This is a genomic window from Streptomyces sp. NPDC054786 (assembly GCF_053611685.1).
Window position 1 is genome coordinate 1 of record NZ_JBSHAW010000070.1, and the last position, 18073, is coordinate 18073.

The window sequence follows — 18073 nt, forward strand, 5'->3', positions numbered from 1 at the left end:
GCCGGGGTGCATGTGCACCCCGGCCGCCGCGGGATGGGGGCGGCGGGCTCTGACCAGGCCCGCCGCCCCCGTTGCTCTCCTGTTTCGTTGCCGTGCCGCTCTGTTGCTCCTCGTGCGGGCGGCGTCTCGGCCCGTCGTCGTTCGGCCCGTCGTCGTTCGGCCCGTCGTCGTTCCGTCAACCCGCCGGACTCTCCACCCGACGGACTCTCAACCCGACGGCATCTCGAGCCGACTGCCGCGCAACCCGTCGCGAACTATCGGCTTCAGCAGTTGCGGTCGACGAGATCGAACGTCTTGTAGTGGTCGGCGGTGTAGTAGTCCTCGTCCTTCTTTTCGCCGGCCACGATGCGTCGGGCACCGCGGTCGGGCGAGCCCGGCGTGACGACGGTGAACTCGTGGTAGTAGTCCGAGCTCTGGGACGGGAGGATGCCCTCCCGGTTGTCGAAGACCGTCCCGTCCTTCGGGTACGGGTAGGGCCCGCCCTTCGCGATCAGATCGAGGGTGTCGTGGGCCTGCGAAGGCAGCTTGGAGTAACAGACGTTGCCGACGTCCTTGACGTGCACGGACGTGACGTGCGCCGTCGCGGCGTACGAGGTGGCCGGGTGGGTCGTGGCGACGGCAGGTGTGGCGGCGACCGTGGTCCCGCCGATGAGAAGGGCCGAAGCGAGGGCGCCGGCGGCGCCGATCCTGGTGATCCGTGGGGGGATTCTCATGCCCACCAGAATGACGCGCGTAGACATGATCCTGTCAATCCCAACGGGCGGAAGTTTTCCAGGAGTTCACACCTTCAGCCCATCGGACGCCGCCACCGGGCACGATCACGCGTCAGCCATCACCGCCGACAAGACACCCTGCGGCGGTGAAGACGGCTGATCGGTGTGCCTGCCCGTGTCAGGTCCTGGCGACGGCGGCAACGCCGTCGATCTCGACGAGCACGCCGTCACGCACGAGTTGCGTGACGACCGTGGTCCTGGCGGGTACCGGCGAACAGTCCGCGAAGAACTCCCGGTACACGCGGTTGAACGTGGCGAAGTCCCTCCTGTCGCTGAGGTAGCAGGTGCACTTGATGATCAGGTCCTTGCTGCTGCCCGCCGCGACGAGGACCGCGACAAGGTTGCTCAGAACCTGCTGCACCTGAGCCGCGAAGTCGGCCGGAATCTCGTGCGTAGCAGGGTCAAGTGGCCCCTGCCCTGACGTGAAGACCAGGTCACCGGACCTGATGGCCTGCGACAAGGGCGGCTCCGTGCCGTCGGGGAAGCGTACGAACGGGGCGTTCTCGGTGTGGATGCCTTCGATCACCCCGGCATTCTCCCGCAACCGCCGGCCGCCCGCCGAAGACATCTCTTTTTGCCTCTCAGGCAAATCTTTTGCCCGAGAGGCGAAGGGTCGTTATACCGGGGATATGACCGAGTTCCCCGACGAGCCCGCCGGCGCTCCGCCTGAGGACTTGTCCACCGTCGCACCGCGCCTTCGTGACCTGCGCAGACGCAGTGGTCTCACGCTGGAGACGGCGGCCCGGCTGGTGGGACTCTCGCCCGCGCATCTGTCGCGGCTGGAGACCAATCAGCGGCAGCCGTCCTTGCCGATGCTGCTGGCGCTGGCCCGTACCTACGGCACCACGGTATCCGACCTGCTCGGCGAGACCGCGCCGGAGCGGGACCCGATCATGCGCGCGGACCGTACGGAGCCGTCGGAGGCCGGCGGCTGGACGTACTGGACCGTGGGCGGCGCCGGGCGGGCGATGCAGGCGCTGCGGGTCCATGTGCCACAACGGGCGCAGGGCGATCTGGTGCGGGTGCATCCGGGCGAGGAGTGGCTGTACGTCCTGGACGGGCGGCTGCGGCTGACGCTCGGCGCGGCGGTGCATGTGCTGGACCCGGGGGACGCTGCGCACTTCGACTCGCTGACCCCTCACCGTATCGCCGCCGCCGCACCGGGCGGGACGGAGCTGTTGTTCGTCCACACGCTGCTGCAGAGCGGGGCCGCCGAGCTGTGCCTCGGCGACGACGCGAGGCGCCGCGGGCTGTGAGCCCTGGGCGCCGTTCTTGAAAGGACCGTACGTCGTGCCTGAACAGATCACTCCTGCCACTCCACCCGCGTCGGAGCCGCTGCCCGCGGCGAGGTCCGCCGCCCGGACGTACAAGGAGGACAAGCCACCGCGCGGGCTGTATGTGCGGGTGTTCATCTATGTCGTGGCGACCCATGTGCTGTTGGCGTTCCTGAGCTTCCTGGTGATCGTCGCCAAGACGCGGTGACGCTGCGCCGGGCCGGTCCCTGCCGTACCGCTGCGGAGGGCCCTCGGCTCGGCAACGTCCATCTCTTCGGTGCGAAAGTCCATTGCCCCGGTGCGGCGGGCAGGTGAAGCCTGCTGGCGCGAAGGCTCGCACGACTCTCGTCCCTGCACCTCGCTGCACCGAGGAGGACCGAAGGATGCACCGTACGCGTACCGCGGCGGCCACCGCGTTGGCCATGGCCTTGGCCGTGCTCCCCCTGACGGGCATGGCGGGGCCGCCGGGCGGCGGCGGGAAAGCGGGGCACGACGGTCCCGGGGACAGACCCGGAGTTGCCGGTTCCCGTGCCGTCTCCCCCACGCCCCGTTCCGTCCGAAGCCGGTCCGACCGGGTCACCATCACCCCCTCCGTGACCGTCGTCGCCGGGCCGGACACCGATGCCCCGGCACTGGCCGTCGTCGAGAAGTCGCTCAAGGACGCCGGTGCGGACCGGGTCGTACGGGCCGGGCGGGCGCCGGGCGGGCAGTTGGCGGTGTATGTGGACGGTGCGGGCGCGGCGCGGGCGTTGCAGGACATGGGGGCGCGGGGCAGCGACCAGCTGCCCGCCGAGGGCTATGCGCTGGCCGTCGGCGACGGCCGGATCGCACTGTCCGGCAAGGACGCCACCGGTACGTATTACGCCGCGCAGTCGCTGCGGCAGCTGCTGCCCCACCGGGAGCGGCCGGGCGCCCAGGTGCGGGGCACCGCCGTACGGGACTGGCCGGCCACCCCGTTGCGCGGTGTCATCGAGGGCTTCTACGGAACCCCGTGGTCGCACGAGGCCCGGCTCGACCAGCTCGACTTCTACGGCGAGCACAAGATGAACATCTATGTGTACTCGCCGAAGGACGACCCCTATCTGCGGGAGAAGTGGCGTGACCCGTACCCCGCGGATCAGCTCGCACACCTCAAGGAGCTGGTGGACCGGGCGCACGAGCGGCATGTGGAGTTCACCTATGCGCTCTCCCCGGGGCTGTCCGTCTGCTACAGCTCCGACGCGGATCTCCAGGCGCTGACCGCCAAGTTCCAGACGCTGTGGGACATCGGTGTGCGGACCTTCGCGGTGCCGTTGGACGACATCAGTTACACGAACTGGAACTGCGCGGCGGACAAGGACGCGTTCGGGACCGGCGGCGGGGCGGCGGGGGCGGCGCAGGCCCATCTGCTCAATCGCGTCCAACAGGAGTTCATCGCCAAGCATCCGGACGCCGAGCCGCTGCAGATGGTGCCTACCGAGTACTACGACGTGAAGCTGTCGCCGTACAAACAGGCACTGGCCACCCAGCTGGACAAGAATGTGCTGGTCGAGTGGACGGGCGTGGGGGTGATCGCGCCGACGATGAGTGTCGCCCAGGCGCGGCAGGCCCGGGAGGTGTTCGGGCACCGGATCCTGACCTGGGACAACTACCCGGTCAACGACTATGTGACCAACCGGCTGCTGCTGGGGCCGTTCAACGGCCGGGAGAAGGGGCTGCCGGAGCAGCTGGCGGGGATCACCGCGAACCCGATGATCCAGCCTGCCGCGTCCAAGCTCGCGCTGTACACGGTGGCCGACTACGCGTGGAACGACTCCGCGTATGACGCCCGTGCCTCATGGGGCGCGGCGATCGAGGAACTGGCCGGTGGCGACGCCCGTACGGCACGGGCGCTGCGGGCCTTCGCCGATGCCCATTACGCCTCGTCGCTCAATCCGAAGCAGGCACCCGAACTGGCCGCAGCCATCGCGGAGTTCGGCAAGGACGGGGATGCCCGACGGCTGGACGGGGTGCTGCGGAACCTGCAGGACGCGCCGGCGGTGCTGCGTGACCGGCTCGCCGACCGGGGTTTCGTCAAGGACAGCGGACCCTGGCTGGACGCGACCCATGCCTGGGGCGTCGCGGCACGTACCGCCCTTCAGCTGATCGAGGCGACGAAGGCGGGCGACGGCGCGAAGGCCTGGCAACTGCGGCAGCGGATCCCGGAGTTGGTGAAGACCGCCACGTCGTTCGTGTATGTCGACATGTCGGGGAAGAGGGTTCCGGTACTGGTGGCGGACGGGGTGCTGGACACGTTCGTCGAGGACGCGGTGGCCGCGCATGACGAGGCGCTGGGCGTCGTCGGCCGTCCGAAGGGGACGACGGATCTGTCGGTCTACCAGGACAACGCGGTCTCCCGGATGGCCGATGGTGATGACGCCACCTACTTCTGGAGCAGCGCCGGGCCCAAGGCCGGCTCTTTCGTGGAGCTGGATCTGCATGCGGAGCGTCCGTTGGGCACCGTCCGGCTGGCGATGGGCAAGAGCGGCAGCCCGGACGACTATCTGCGGCACGGCGTCCTGGAGTATTCGTCGGACCACAAGAACTGGCAGCAGTTGGCCGCGTTCGACGGGAAGGCCGAGGTCCGCGTCGAGCCCCCGGCCGGCGCCAGGGCCCGGTACGTCCGGGCGCGGGCCACTCAGGCGCAGGACAACTGGCTGGTGGTACGGGAGTTCGCGGTGGCCGGCGCGGATGCGGCGACGGTGACCGGCGGTCCGCCCGCGGCGGCGGGCAGCGCGCTGCGGTCGGCGGGGGACGGTGACCCGGCGACCGTCTATCACGCGGCGCGGGCGGCGCAGTCCGGTGAGGCGCTGGAGTTCTCCCCCGACGCGCCCCGCACGGCACGGTCCGTCATCGTCCTGCGGCCGCAGGGCGCACCCGCCGGGGCGGCGAGGGTCGAGGTCCGTACGGGCGGTGCCTGGCGCACGCTCGGCACGCTGTCCGGGGCCTATACGCGGCTCGCCGCGGGCGGCGGCGCGATCGGGGCCGTGCGCCTGGCCTGGCGGGACGCGGCAGCGGCGCCCGAGGTCAATGAGGTGGTTCTGCGCTGAGGGGGGCCGAGGGGCTGAAGGGAACCGCCATTTCCTGACGGGCCCGCGTCATCGGGCCCTCGGTCTCCTCCGTGCGTCCTACTCTGAGGCTCTGGCCGCCGCCCTCGCCCCGGAGGAGACCACCCATGGCCCGACCTGCGCCCGATGCCCCTCGTCCGAACGCGGCCGCCGTGCTCGATGACGCGCTGCGTGTACTCGCCCCGGACACCGACGCCAACCGGCTGGTCTCGCGGATCGAGGCGGGTGCGGCGCCGCGCTCCGTGTTCGCCACCTTCGCCCTCGAACAGCACCACGTGATCAGCGCCGACCGGCTCAGCTTCCAGCATCTGGCGCGACGGGCGGACGGCGACCCGCCCGTGGCCGACTTCTTCGATCTGCTGGCCCGGGGCGAGGCGCTGGCCCTGAAGCAGCTGGCCGGGCTGTCGGACGCATGTGAGCTGAGCGAGCGGGAGATCACGGAGTACCAGCCGCGCCCCGGCTGCCAGGCGTACCCCTCGTATGCGGCGCGGCTCGCCCTCGGCGGCGAGCCGGCCGATGTGGCGATCGCACTGACCGCCAACTTCGCGGCGTGGGGCGGCTGTTGCGCGGTCATCGAGGCCGCGATGCGTGACCACTACGCCTTCCCCGAGGAGGCTTGTGGGTTCTTCGGCTTCTTCGCCGAGCCGGCCCCGGCCGTCGACGAGAAGGCACACGCGGCGGTGCAGCACGGCCTCGACACCGGCCAGGCGGAGCCGTCCACGGCGCACCGCTACGGCCGCCTCCTCCAGGCGTATGAGCTCATGTTCTGGAACTCCGTCGCCGAGTGATCCGGACTTGCGGCCGGAGCGCTCGGGCAGATAGCAGCTGGTGGCCGGCTCATCGGCCAGCACCAGTGCCTGCGTCCCGCTCTCGTCCGTCAGTGTGCCGCCCTCCATCGACCCGGACATGATCCGGGTGAACGAGCGATGGGAGTCCAGGGAGCAGCATGACGCCGCGCTGCTGCGGCCGGAGGCGGAGAGGCCGCGATTGCGGAGGCGCTTCCGTTGCTGACGGGCGGGTTCACCGGCCAGGAGCGCACCGTCGTGGGCGGGGTGGGGGTTTGAGGAGTCCGCGGCCGGTGGCCCTGACCATCCGTCAGTGCCACCGGCCGGTTTCCGCTGTCAGCCGTCCAGCTCGTCGTGGCGGGCGCCGAGCCGGCGCGCGCCCTCCTCGGTGAGTGAGCCGTGCAGACGCAGCCGGGCTATGCCGCCGTCCGGAAAGATGTCGATCCGGACATGGGTGGCGGGTGGTGCGCCGGCCGGCAGGAAGCGGTGGACGGTGTCGGGCTGCAGGCGGGTGCGGGGCAGCAGTTCGACCCAGTCACCGTGCTCTCCGTCGCGTCCGAGCAGTGCTGCCCAGCCTGCGGAGTTTCCCTTGAGGTAGCCGGTGTCGATCTCCACGGCACGGATCACGGACTGCTCGGTGAGGCGGTAGCGGACCCAGTCGTGGCCGGTGCCGCGGCGGCGCCGGGTCTCCCAGCCGTCGTCCATCTTGCGTGAGCGGCCGGGCTGGATGGTGTGGGTGGGCGAGGAGTAGAAGCGGTCCGAGGCGTCCTCGACCCGGCCGCCGTTCTCCAGCGCGACGACGTCGAAGGTGCCCAGCGCGGCCAGCCAGCCGGGCGCGGGGACGACCTCACCGTGGACGCGGAGGCGAGCCACGCCACCGTCGGGGTGCTGGTTGAGGCGCAGATGGGTGAAGCGGCGGGTGGTGTCGACGGCGAAGCCGTTGGCGGCGTGCCCGCCGATGGCGGTGCGCGGGACGAGGGTCGTCCAGGGCACGTCGGCGGCGAGGAGTTCGGCCGGCGACGGGGAGCCCTCGACGCAGGTCCCCTCGACGCTGACGGACTGCGGGTAGTTGCCGCGGAAGTGGGCGGTGTCGACGATGATGCCGTGGATCACGCCGGGCGCGCCGAGCCGGATCAGCGCCCAGTCGTGGTCCTCGTCCGCCGGGAACGGGTGCGCGGCGTCGCTGCCGCGCCGTCGGCGGGTCTCCCAGCCGTCCATGATCTTGCCCTTGTGGCCGAAGGCCTCGGGGTCGAAGTGGGCGGGCTCGGGCCTGAGGAGGTTCTCCCGCTCGGCGAAGAACTCATCGTTGGCGGCGAGCACACCGGCGCCCAGCCGCCGGTCGGCGAGATCGGGGAGGTGGGTGAAGGGGAAGCCGTCGGGGCCGGGGGTGCGGTAGTCGGCGTAGGGGTCGCCGCCGGCGTACGGGCCCGCGTCGCCGGTGTAGCGGGGAAGGCCGGTGGCGGTCATGCGCGGTGCGGCCGTTCGAGCAGCTCGCCGGTGGGTTCGGCGAGGGTGGCGCCGTCGTTGATCTGCCGGCCGCGCAGCCAGGTGGACCGTACGACGCCGTGCAGGGTCTTGCCGGCGTACGCGGTGATCTTGTTGCGGTGCTGGAGGGCCTGCGGGTCGACGGTGAAGGTCTCCTCGGGGGCGAGGACGGCGAAGTCCGCGTCCCGGCCGGGCTCGATGGCTCCCTTGTGGCCGAGGCCGGCCAGCGCCGCCGGTGCGGTGGCCATCCAGCGCACGACGTCATCGAGGGTGTGACCGCGCTCGCGCGCCTCGGTCCAGATCGCGGGCAGGCCGAGCTGGAGGGAGGAGATGCCGCCCCAGGCCGCGCCGAAGTCGGCGGTCTTGAGGTCGGCGGTGGAGGGCGAGTGGTCGGAGACGATGCAGTCGATGGTGCCGTCGGCCAGTCCCTCCCACAGCGCGTCCTGGTTGGCGGCCTCACGGATCGGCGGGCAGCACTTGAACTCCGTTGCGCCGTCCGGGATTTCCTCGGCGGTCAGGGTCAGGAAGTGCGGGCAGGACTCGACGGTGATCTTGACGCCCTCGCGCTTGGCGGCGGCGATCAGCGGGAGCGCGTCGCTGGAGGACAGATGCAGGACGTGTACCCGCGCGTCGAGCCGCTGGGCGAGCACGATCAGCCCGGCGATGGCGTCGTTCTCGGAGATGCGCGGGCGGGAGGCGAGGAAGTCGGCGTACTTGGGGCCGTGCGGCTCGGGTGCGGCGCCCAGATGGCCCGGGTCCTCGGCGTGCACGATCAGCAGGCCGTCGAATCCGGCGATCTCCCCCAGCGCGGCGGCCAGTTGCTCCTGGTCGAGCTCGGGGAACTCGTCCACACCGGAGGGCGAGAGAAAGCATTTGAAGCCGAAGACGCCGGCGTCGTGCAGCGGACGCAGATCCTTGACGTTGCCGGGGATGGCGCCGCCCCAGAAGCCGACGTCGATATGGGCCTTGCTGCGGGCCACCTCGCGCTTGGTGTCGAGGTGGGCGGTGGTCGTGGTGGGCGGGAGGCTGTTGAGCGGCATGTCCACGAGGGTGGTGATACCGCCGGCCGCGGCCGCGCGGGTGGCGGTCCAGAAGCCCTCCCACTCGGTGCGGCCGGGGTCGTTGACGTGGACGTGGGTGTCGACGAGGCCGGGCAGCAGGACGTCGTCACCGAAGTCCCGGACCCGGGCCCCGGCCGGAGCCTCGGCGTCGTGCGACAGCACCGCGGCGATCTTGCCGTCCTTGACGACGACGGACGCGGCGCGCGTCCCCTGCGGGGTGACGACGCGTGTGGAGCGCAGCACCAGCTCTGTTTCGGACACCCGGTCCCCTCCTCGTATCTGTCTTCATCGTGGCGTGACGGCGTGCGGGGTGCACGGCCGCCGAGGGAGGCCGTGGCGTCCGGGGCACGGAAGGCACGCAGGAACGACTGCGAAATTCAACAGTCTGTTGAATGAGTCTTCACGCCGGACCGCGGCCCGTCAAGACCCCTTGGCGGGCACCGGCGGAGCGAGCGGCCCGGTCCCCTGCGACGTCGCCGGCTCCTCCGCCGCAGCGGCACTGACCTGCGACGGGATGATCTCTTCCGGGAGCGGGACGGTGCCCGCCGCGGCTCGCTCGCGGCGGGAGAGCAGGGCGTAGAACGCACCGGCGAGCCCCATGCCGAAGATCCAGGAGAACTGCGCGACCACGTCGAAGGCCGGGACCAGGGCGAGCGAGGCGCAGACCGCGGCGGCCGGCAGGAAGGCGGCCACGGCCTTCGGGTTGTAGCCCCTGCGGTAGAAGTACGCGCCCTGGGCATCGGCCGAGAACAGCGCATCGACGTCGATCCGGCCGCGGCGCACCAGGTAGTAGTCGACGAGCAGAATCGCCACCAGGGGACCGAGGAAGGCGCCGAGCGCCCCCAGGAAGTACTGGATCACCAGCGCGGAGGAGTACAGCTTCCAGGGCATGACGACGATCGCCAGCACCGCGGTGATCATGCCGCCGCGCTTGAAGTTCAGATGCTTCGGCGCGAGGTTGGCGAAGTCGTAGGCGGGCGAGACGAAGTTGGCGACGACATTGATGCCGATGGTGGCGACGATGAAGGCCAGCGCACCGATGACGGTGACCACCGGATTGTCGATCTTCTGGATCACCTTCACCGGGTCGTAGATCGCCTCACCGAAGACCGAGATCGTGCCCGCGGTGACGAGGACGGCGACCACGGCGAAGGCCGTGAAGTTCACCGGCAGCCCGATCAGATTGCCACGCCGGTAGGAGCGGTGGTCGGGCGTGAAGCGGGCGAAGTCGGCGTAGTTGAGGACCAGCGTCAGGAAGGTGGCGACGGTCAGGCTGACCGCGATCAGGCTCTGCTCGACCTGCGCGGAGCCGCTGAGGCCGGTGAGGCTGCGGGTCAGCGAGATGTCGCCGCCGGCCTTGACGACCAGATACACCGCGAGCGCGAGGACGACGAGCCAGACCACCGGACCGGTCGCGAAGTCCTGGACCTTACGGATGAACTCCATCCCGCGGGTCAGCAGGACGGCCTGCAGCGCCCACATCACCAGGAATGCGATCCAGCCCAGGGTGGACAGGCCCAGCACCGAGTTGTGGTCATAGGCGTCCAGGCCCGGCGCGAGCTGCAGCGTCAGCAGGACCACGGCGGTCGAGGCCAGCCAGGTCTGGATGCCGTACCAGGCCACGGCCATGATCGCGCGCAGCAGGGCGGGGATATTGGCCCCGTAGACGCCCCAGCTGGCGCGGGCGAGCACCGGGTAGGGGACGCCGGTCCGGTGCCCGGCGTGCCCCATGCGGTTCATCAGCCAGTAGACGATCGTGATGCCGGCCAGCAGCGCCACGAACACCTCCCAGGCGGGCAGACCGAGCACGAACAGGCTGGCGGCGAAGGCGTAGTTGCTGATCGCGTGGGTGTCGGACATCCACAGCGCGAAGATGCTGTACGTGCCCCATTTGCGCTCGGGGGCCGGTGCGAGGTCCTCGTTGAAAAGGCGCGGGTCCGGCTGCGGGGGCTTCGGGGGTGTTGTCACGTGTCCTCCCATGCAGGTTGGGTGGAGCTTAGGGGCTTAGTTGTCAGATGCCTGATGTCTGTGCGGAAAATTCTGTGTAACGCGGTGAGTCGTGAGCGCGCCCCGGGGACGGCCGCAGATGGGCGCTCAGCGGCCAGGAGCCGATGACCTTGGGGCGGGGCGGGGCGAAGCTGCGTCCTGTACTGGTGGTCAGCCCGAGGCCGACGACCGCCTCCGCGAACTTCACCGCAGCGGCGACGCCGTCCACCACGGGCACCCCGAGTGCCGCGGCGACCTTCTCCTGGAGCCCGGCCATCCCGCCGCAGCCCAGGCAGATCGCCTCGGCGCCGGCCCGGACGACCTCGCGGGCGGTCTCGATGATCACCTCGACGGTCCGGTCCACGTCCTGCTCCAGCTCCAGGACGCCGAGCCCGGTGCCGCGGACCGCGGCACAGCGCTGAAGCAGCCCGGCGGTCAGCAGCCGGTCCTCGATCTGCGGTACGGAGCGGTCGAGAGTGGTGACGATGCCGTAGGCGTGACCGAGCATCATCGCCATCTGGGCGGCGCTCTCGGTGATGTCCAGGACGGGGACGTCCAGCAGCTCCTGGGCGCCCTCCCGGCCCGGCTCACCGAATCCGGCCATGACCAGCGCATCGAAGGGCATATCGAGGCCGGCGAGCCGGTCCAGGACGGCCGCGGCGCTGAGATAGCCCTCGAAGTGGCCCTCGATCGACTCCGGCCCCCACAGGGGTTCGGTGGCGATGATCTCGGTGCCCGGGGCGGCGGCCGCGGTGGCGGTGGCGCGGATCGAGGCGGTCATGGAAGCCGTGGTGTTCGGATTCATGACGAGAATGCGCATGACGCTCCAACGATTTGGAGGATTCCATAGAATGGACAGTAGGTTTCGCGCAGCAGAACGTAGCTATGGCCACTGGCACCGTCAAGGGATCGCGGCTAGGAGGTTGCCGGACGGCTCACACCGTGGGACAAAGCGGGCCTGACCGGCGGGAACGAGTGTGCGAGAGACCGTGTGTCAACGTAGGGGGACCGGTAGGCTGCTCCGGTCGGGCCCGGCGCCCGCAAGCCCCGGCCGAGACCGATCCGCCCCGCCCCGAAAGGAACGCGACGTGCCGCCGTCCAGCGCCAGCACCTCCGCCGCCGATGCCAAGCCCGCCGGCACCGGCGGCGGCGTCCAGTCCCTCGAGCGCGCCTTCGACCTGCTGGAGCGGATGGCCGACGCCGGTGGCGAGGTCGGCCTGAGCGAACTCTCCGGAACCAGCGGGCTGCCGCTGCCCACCATCCACCGCCTGATGCGCACCCTCGTCGCCTGCGGCTATGTCCGGCAGCAGCCCAACCGCCGCTATGCGCTCGGCCCCCGCCTGATCCGGCTCGGCGAGAGCTCCTCGCGGCTGCTGGGTACGTGGGCCCGGCCCTTCCTGGCCCGCCTGGTCGAGGAGACCGGCGAGACGGCCAACATGGCACTGCTCGACGGCGACGAGATCGTCTATGTCGCCCAGGTACCCTCGCGGCACGCGGTCCGGATGTTCACCGAGGTCGGCCGACGCGTGCTGCCGCACTCCACGGGCGTCGGCAAGGCCCTGCTGGCCCACCATGCCCCCGAAGAGGTCCGCGCGCTGCTCGGCCGTACGGGGATGCCCGCCGCAACCGAGAAGACCATCACCGATCCGGACCGCTTCCTGGAAGCACTCTCCGATGTCCGCCGCCTGGGGTACGCGGTCGACGACAACGAGCAGGAGATCGGCGTCCGCTGCCTCGCGGTGCCGGTGCCCAACTCCCCCACCTCGGCGGCGATCTCCATCTCCGGCCCGACCGGGCGCGTGACCGAGGCCTCGACGGACAAGATCGTGCCGGTGCTGCAGGACGTCGCGGCGCAGCTGTCGGTGGCGCTGGCGAACCAGACGCCGGCGTAAGGCACAGCGGGACCTCGCCGGTCCCTCACGAGCCGGGAGGCGGCGTACGGCGCCCCTTCCGGGCACCGGCGCACCCCTGGCCCGGTCGCGGCTCCGCGCTCGCGGTCAGCGGGTGCGCGGCAGGTCGCCGAAGCGGTCGATCCCCGCACGCACCTCCGCCAGCGCGGGCGACAGTGCACTCACCGACCCGACCGCCCCGGCGATCAACAGGAGCGATCGGCGCAGCCGGGGCACCTCCGGCAGCCCGTGGCTCACCATCGCGTCCAGCGCGGCCAGCTCGTCATCCGCGGCCGTCCGATCCGGTAATTCCCCTGGAAGTACGGCCAGTTGGCGGCGCAGCCGGGCCACGGCCCCGCGCAGCTCCTGGACCCGTGGGTCGCCCTCGACCCCGGTCACTCGTCTGTCTCTCTGCAGCTGTTCCACAACGACGGCGTCCTCCAAAGCCGTTGCCCGTTCCGCAATGCGGGACAGTTAACGCCACTCTGCGCTGATCGCGCCACACGGAGAGCGAAAAAACCGGATCAACGAACGGATCCGATCGCTGTGGCCAAAGCCTGACGCCGCCTTTGGTTTTCCCCGCTCCCACCCCCTCGTTCACGAATCCTGCTTGGGCTCCACCGCGTTGCGCCACACCCGGACGTCGACGGTCATATAGCTGCTGGGGTCCGACTTCGGTGCGTAGCCCTTGAACGTGATCAGGGCGACATGGCCGTAGTCGGTGGTCAGGCACATCTGCGCGCCCTTGGTGAGCTGCTTGGTCAGGATGGTGTCGGTGAAGCGGGTCTCGCTGCGGCAGGTGGCGAGCGAGCCCTCCTGGCCGGGGTTGAGCAGCACCAGCTTGCCGGTCTCGGTGTCGACCTCGTCGTCCGAGTAGGTGCTGTCCTGGTACGAGAAGTCGACGTCCGAGTCGTTGTCGGAGTTGGTCGGGTGGACCGGCTCGTCGGACAGCGACAGGTGGTACTCGTCGGGCAGATTGATGCCCTTGTAGTCGACCGGGGACGGGTCCTGCACCGGGGCGGCCGGGGCCTTCGCCCCGTCGTCACCGGGGCTCGCCGTCGGGTCTCCGGCGGGTGTCGGCGAAGCCCCGGAGTCCTTCGTCTTGTTGTCGTCGGCGGCCTGGCCGTTCTTCGCCCGGCCGTCGTCCTTCATCACGGCGTAGACGAGGCCACCGCCGGCGCCCGCGAAGGCCAGCAGACAGACCAGCGCGACGGCCGCCATCAGCCCCTTGCGCTTCTTCTTCGGCGGCTGCGGGACCGCACCCGTGATGGCCGGACCGGTGACCGTCGGGCCGGCGGAGCCCGCACCGACGCCCGTTGGCGCAGCGGGTGCCGCGCCGGCCGGCCCGGCAGCGGTCGGCGCAGGGGCCGCCGGGCCGAACCCGGGCGGCGGCGTCTGCGGGTGGTCCAGCGCGGTCGGCACCGGCGCGACCGGTGCCGCGGGCCGGGCGGGCGGCTGCGCCGGCTGAACCGGCGGCCGGGCGGGCCGGGTCGGACCACCCGCGGTGGGCGCCTCCAGCGGGGGCGGCGGAGTCTGCGCGGGCGCGGGCGCGGCGGCACGCGTGGTGATGTCGGCGGCGACGGCGGTGGGCAGCCACTCCTCGGGGCGGCGCAGCTGGGTCTGGCCGGAGGCCGCACCGCACAGCTCGATCACTTCGGCGACGGACGGCCGGTCCGCCGGGTCCTTCGCCAGACACCGGGTCACCAACTCCCGCAGATCGTCGGGGAGCCCGGTCAGATCCGGCTCTTCGTGGACGATGCGGTAGAGCACCCCGTGCGAGGTGCCCTCACCGAACGCCGGGGTGCCGATGGCCGCGTACGCCGCGACCTGGCCGAGCGCGAAGACATCGGTGGCGGAGCTGATGGTGCTGCCCGCGGCCTGCTCGGGCGCCATGAAGGTGGGGGTGCCGACGGTGACGCCGCTGCTGGTGAGGGAGGTGGCGTCGGCGGCGCGTGCGATGCCGAAGTCGATGACGCGCGGGCCGTCGGCGGCCAGCAGCACATTGGACGGCTTCAGGTCGCGGTGCACGATGCCGGCGCCATGGATGACCTGCAGCGCCTCGGCGATTCCGGCCACCAGCAGCAGCACGGTGGAGACCGGGAGCCGTCCGTGCCCGGCGACCGCCGCGGCGAGCGAGGGGCCGGGGACGTAGGCGGTGGCGAGCCAGGGGCCGGCGCCTTCGGCGTCGCTGTCGATGACCGGCGCGGTGAACAGGCCCTGCACGCGCTGCGCGGACTGCACTTCCTGCTTGAAGCGGCGGCGGAACTCCGCGTCCTCGCTGAACTCGGGGCGGATCACCTTGATGGCGACGGGGCGCCCGCCGGGGGTGTAGGAGAGATAGACCTTGCCCATGCCCCCGGAGCCGAGCTTCGCCGTGAGGCGGTAGCCCGCGATCGCCCGCGGATCGTCACCTTCGAGCGGCTGGAAGATTCCGGCTCCGCCCACGCTGTTCACCACTACGTCCCCCGACTCAGAAAAAAGGCGCCGCCGTTTCCGCACGGCAGGCGCACTGCCCACAACGGGGCAGAACCTTATCCGGCCATGCGCCGCACCGTGACATCGCAGGTGAGCGAACGTCACGCATGTCCGAAGAGCCGGTTTCGCGACGGCATTTGGCGTCCACGGCGGCCCGGAAAAAGCCGTGCCGTGCGATACCCCTTCTTGGCCTGATGATGCGCCAGCACGTCTGTTCGCCATGCCACCCTTTGGTGTGGGCGCGCACGATCCGAAGCGTATGCCGCGGCGCGATGGAGCATTCTCCCTTTCAAGGAAATATCCGGCATATCACTGGATCGGAGAATGTCATGGAGTCCCACTCCGGCCCCGACACCGGCTCGAACCACCGCCGCGAAAGCGTCGTGCAACTCATCTGCCGCGCGTACGGCCTTTCCGATGCATCGGAGATCACGATGGAGCACATACACCGCTATGTCGTTGAGCGCCGGCGCGTGGAAGAACGTCTGCCTCACCTGCGCGAGCGGCTCCGGCCGGGCATTCCCCGTCCACGAGCCTCCGGTGACGCCGCCTGACCGGCGGGCCGCCCCCGGCGGGCCACGAGGCCGGACGCCATGAGGTAAGCAGTCCCCATGGCACCGACGACGCCCAGACAGCCGAGAGAACCGCAAGAACAGCCGCAACGCGCCCGGCCCGACACCCGTAAGGGGACGCGGAACACCGGGCGGCCCGAGGGGCGGGTGGCCGGTCTGCTGCTCGCCGCGGGCGGCGGGCGACGTCTGGGGGGACGACCCAAGGCGCTGCTCGACCACCGGGGACGGCCACTGGTCGAGCACGCCGCACGGGCACTACGGGACGGCGGCTGCCACCCCGTACACATCGTGCTGGGGGCGGCCGCCGGTTCCGTACGGGAACGGGCCGATCTCTCGGCGTACGGCACCTCGGAAAACCCGGACTGGGCCCAGGGTATGGGCTCCTCGCTCCGGGTGGGCCTCGCCGCGCTGGCCGGTTCGGGGGCGGATGCGGTCGTGGTGTCACTGGTGGACCAGCCGGGCATCGGCGCCGCGGCGGTGGCACGGGTGGTGGCGGCGTACGAGGGCGGCACCTCGCTCGCCTCCGCCGCGTACGAGGGCCGCCGCGGCCATCCGGTCCTCTTCGGCGCCGACCGCTGGCCGGAGATCGCCGCCACCGCGGAGGGCGACCGTGGTGCGCGCGCCTATCTCCGGCAGCATGCGGACGCCCTCACCCTCGTCGAGTGCTCCGACATCGCCGAGCCGTACGACATCGACACGCCGGAGGATCTCCACCGCCTGGAGTGACCCCGCCCGGAGCGGATACCCGCCTGCCCCGTCAACTGCCGTGCACGGTACGGGAGTACGCGCAGGGAGGGCGGTAATGGAGAGTGAGCGGCGTGGCACCGAGAGCCATTCGATCATCGCTTCTGTCGACTCTGAGAATCTCGACATCAACAAACCATTGAAGTTCCGCGATAAGGAAACTAGTCTCCACTGGTCAGAAGCGCCCTGAACCCAGTCGGCGCCCGCGACCGTATCCCGGAGCCCGCGGCACCCCGTGCCGCCCGGTGTCCCGGAGGCCGCCAGGCACCGCCGCTGAATGGAGTGACACCTCATGTCCGCACCAGCGCCGTCCCCGCTGGCCATCGCCGAAGTCGACCCCGCTCACACCCCCGAACGGCAGAGCGAGGTCCTCACCGACGCCGCGCTCGCCTTCGTTGCCGAGCTGCACCGCCGGTTCACCCCGCGCCGCGACGAGCTGCTCGCCCGCCGCGTCGAGCGCCGCGCCGAGATCGCCCGGACCAGCACGCTGGACTTCCTCCCCGAGACCGCGGAGATCCGCGCGGACGACAGCTGGAAGGTGGCCGAGGCGCCCGCCGCGCTCAACGACCGCCGGGTGGAGATCACCGGCCCCACCGACCGCAAGATGACCATCAACGCACTCAACTCGGGTGCCAAGGTCTGGCTCGCCGACTTCGAGGACGCCTCCGCCCCGACCTGGGAGAACGTCGTCTCCGGTCAGCTCAACATGATCGACGCCTATGAGCGCCGCATCGACTTCACCGACGCCGCGTCCGGCAAGTCGTACGCCCTCAAGCCCGCCGACGAGCTCGCCACCGTCGTGATGCGCCCGCGCGGCTGGCACTTGGACGAGCGCCACCTCCAGTTCGAGGGCCGGCCGGTCCCCGGCGCGCTGGTGGACTTCGGCCTCTACTTCTTCCACAACGCCCAGCGCCTGCTGGACCTCGGCAAGGGCCCGTACTTCTACCTGCCGAAGACCGAGTCGCACCTGGAGGCCCGCCTCTGGAACGAGATCTTCGTCTTCGCCCAGGACTATGTCGGCATCCCCCAGGGCACCGTGCGCGCCACCGTCCTCATCGAGACCATCACGGCCGCGTACGAGATGGAGGAGATCCTCTACGAGCTGCGCGACCACGCCTCGGGGCTGAACGCCGGCCGCTGGGACTACCTCTTCTCCATCGTCAAGAACTTCCGTGACGGCGGCGCCAAGTTCGTCCTCCCGGACCGCAACGCGGTCACGATGACGGCCCCGTTCATGCGCGCCTACACCGAACTTCTCGTCCGCACCTGCCACAAGCGCGGTGCGCACGCGATCGGCGGTATGGCGGCCTTCATCCCCAACCGCCGCGACCCCGAGGCCAACGAGAAGGCGCTCGCCAAGGTCAAGAACGACAAGGACCGTGAGGCCGGCGACGGCTTCGACGGCTCCTGGGTCGCCCACCCCGACCTGGTCCCGGTCGCCCGCGCCTCCTTCGACGCGGTCCTCGGCGACAAGCCGCACCAGAAGGACCGGCTTCGCGAGGACGTCTCGGTGTCGGCCGCCGACCTCATCGCCATCGACACCCTCGACGCCAAGCCCACCTACCAGGGCCTGATCGACGCGGTCCAGGTCGGCACCCGCTACATCGAGGCCTGGCTGCGCGGTCTGGGCGCCGTCGCCATCTTCGGCCTCATGGAGGACGCCGCCACCGCCGAGATCTCCCGCTCCCAGATCTGGCAGTGGGTCGACGCCGGGGTCGTCTTCGAGAACGGGGAGAAGGCCACCGCCGATCTGGTGCGCGCGGTCGCCGCGGAGCAACTGGCCGCCATCCGGGCCGAGGTCGGCGAGGACGCCTTCACCTCCGGCAGGTGGCAGCAGGCCCATGACCTGCTGCTCCAGGTCGCACTGGACGAGGACTACGCGGAGTTCCTGACGCTGCCCGCGTACGAGCTGCTGGGCTGAAGCCTTCGCCCGTGGCGCCCGA

Annotated in this window: 16 protein-coding genes; 8 read left to right on the forward strand and 8 right to left on the reverse strand. The window is 70.8% G+C overall.

Features of this window, described 5'->3' with window-relative positions; translation table 11 throughout:
- Positions 1 to 263: 263 nt before the first annotated feature.
- Together ACWGI6_RS36260 and ACWGI6_RS36265 are read right to left on the reverse strand one after the other, a co-directional pair.
- Positions 264 to 713 carry a ribonuclease domain-containing protein gene (locus tag ACWGI6_RS36260; protein WP_453271446.1) on the reverse strand — a complete coding sequence of 150 codons (450 nt, stop codon included), beginning with the start codon at positions 711 to 713 and terminating at the stop codon, positions 264 to 266.
- A gap of 178 nt (positions 714 to 891) precedes the next feature.
- The gene (locus ACWGI6_RS36265) at positions 892 to 1299 is read right to left on the reverse strand and encodes a RidA family protein (protein WP_453271447.1); all 408 of its coding nucleotides are present in this window, start codon (positions 1297 to 1299) and stop codon (positions 892 to 894) included.
- 103 nt (positions 1300 to 1402) lie between these two features.
- Here ACWGI6_RS36265 and ACWGI6_RS36270 point away from each other — a divergent pair, with 103 nt between their 5' ends.
- From ACWGI6_RS36270 to ACWGI6_RS36285, 4 genes are all read left to right on the forward strand, one after another.
- Entirely contained in the window at positions 1403 to 2029 is a 627-nt protein-coding gene (locus ACWGI6_RS36270) for a helix-turn-helix domain-containing protein (protein WP_453271448.1), read from the forward strand.
- Positions 2030 to 2063: 34 nt separating this feature from the next.
- Positions 2064 to 2255 carry a DUF6126 family protein gene (locus tag ACWGI6_RS36275; protein ID WP_453271449.1) on the forward strand — a complete coding sequence of 64 codons (192 nt, stop codon included), beginning with the start codon at positions 2064 to 2066 and terminating at the stop codon, positions 2253 to 2255.
- Positions 2256 to 2430: 175 nt separating this feature from the next.
- Positions 2431 to 5115 (forward strand): beta-N-acetylglucosaminidase domain-containing protein, encoded by a 2685-nt coding sequence (locus tag ACWGI6_RS36280; protein WP_453271450.1) that lies wholly within the window; start codon positions 2431 to 2433, stop codon positions 5113 to 5115.
- A 125-nt stretch (positions 5116 to 5240) separates the two neighbouring features.
- Positions 5241 to 5921 (forward strand): thiaminase II/PqqC family protein, encoded by a 681-nt coding sequence (locus ACWGI6_RS36285; RefSeq protein ID WP_453271451.1) that lies wholly within the window; start codon positions 5241 to 5243, stop codon positions 5919 to 5921.
- Positions 5922 to 6254: 333 nt separating this feature from the next.
- Here ACWGI6_RS36285 and alc read toward each other — a convergent pair whose 3' ends face one another.
- The 4 genes from alc to ACWGI6_RS36305 form a co-directional block, all read right to left on the reverse strand.
- Positions 6255 to 7385: an allantoicase gene (alc, locus tag ACWGI6_RS36290; RefSeq protein ID WP_453271452.1), complete on the reverse strand. Its 1131-nt coding sequence runs from the start codon at positions 7383 to 7385 to the stop codon at positions 6255 to 6257.
- Positions 7382 to 8725 carry an allantoinase AllB gene (gene allB / locus ACWGI6_RS36295; protein ID WP_453271453.1) on the reverse strand — a complete coding sequence of 448 codons (1344 nt, stop codon included), beginning with the start codon at positions 8723 to 8725 and terminating at the stop codon, positions 7382 to 7384. Before allB ends, alc begins: the two co-directional genes overlap by 4 nt.
- A gap of 159 nt (positions 8726 to 8884) precedes the next feature.
- Positions 8885 to 10432 (reverse strand): NCS1 family nucleobase:cation symporter-1, encoded by a 1548-nt coding sequence (locus tag ACWGI6_RS36300; RefSeq protein WP_453271454.1) that lies wholly within the window; start codon positions 10430 to 10432, stop codon positions 8885 to 8887.
- A 43-nt stretch (positions 10433 to 10475) separates the two neighbouring features.
- Positions 10476 to 11270 carry an aspartate/glutamate racemase family protein gene (locus ACWGI6_RS36305; protein WP_453271455.1) on the reverse strand — a complete coding sequence of 265 codons (795 nt, stop codon included), beginning with the start codon at positions 11268 to 11270 and terminating at the stop codon, positions 10476 to 10478.
- 268 nt (positions 11271 to 11538) lie between these two features.
- Here ACWGI6_RS36305 and ACWGI6_RS36310 point away from each other — a divergent pair, with 268 nt between their 5' ends.
- The gene (locus tag ACWGI6_RS36310; protein WP_453271456.1) at positions 11539 to 12342 is read left to right on the forward strand and encodes an IclR family transcriptional regulator; all 804 of its coding nucleotides are present in this window, start codon (positions 11539 to 11541) and stop codon (positions 12340 to 12342) included.
- 105 nt (positions 12343 to 12447) lie between these two features.
- On the opposite strand, the gene ACWGI6_RS36315 is transcribed toward ACWGI6_RS36310, so the two are convergent.
- Together ACWGI6_RS36315 and ACWGI6_RS36320 are read right to left on the reverse strand one after the other, a co-directional pair.
- A complete protein-coding gene (locus ACWGI6_RS36315; protein ID WP_393908850.1) occupies positions 12448 to 12738 on the reverse strand; it encodes a DUF5955 family protein in 291 nt (96 codons plus the stop codon).
- Between the two features lie 198 nt (positions 12739 to 12936).
- Positions 12937 to 14784 carry a protein kinase domain-containing protein gene (locus tag ACWGI6_RS36320; RefSeq protein ID WP_453271457.1) on the reverse strand — a complete coding sequence of 616 codons (1848 nt, stop codon included), beginning with the start codon at positions 14782 to 14784 and terminating at the stop codon, positions 12937 to 12939.
- Between the two features lie 359 nt (positions 14785 to 15143).
- On the opposite strand from ACWGI6_RS36320, the gene ACWGI6_RS36325 reads away from it, so the two are divergent.
- From ACWGI6_RS36325 to aceB, 3 genes are all read left to right on the forward strand, one after another.
- Positions 15144 to 15368 (forward strand): hypothetical protein, encoded by a 225-nt coding sequence (locus ACWGI6_RS36325; protein ID WP_393908852.1) that lies wholly within the window; start codon positions 15144 to 15146, stop codon positions 15366 to 15368.
- A 165-nt stretch (positions 15369 to 15533) separates the two neighbouring features.
- Positions 15534 to 16112, forward strand: coding sequence for a nucleotidyltransferase family protein (locus ACWGI6_RS36330; RefSeq protein WP_453271469.1), 579 nt, complete (start codon positions 15534 to 15536; stop codon positions 16110 to 16112).
- A 310-nt stretch (positions 16113 to 16422) separates the two neighbouring features.
- Entirely contained in the window at positions 16423 to 18051 is a 1629-nt protein-coding gene (aceB, locus tag ACWGI6_RS36335) for a malate synthase A (protein WP_453271458.1), read from the forward strand.
- The last annotated feature ends 22 nt before the right edge of the window (positions 18052 to 18073 follow it).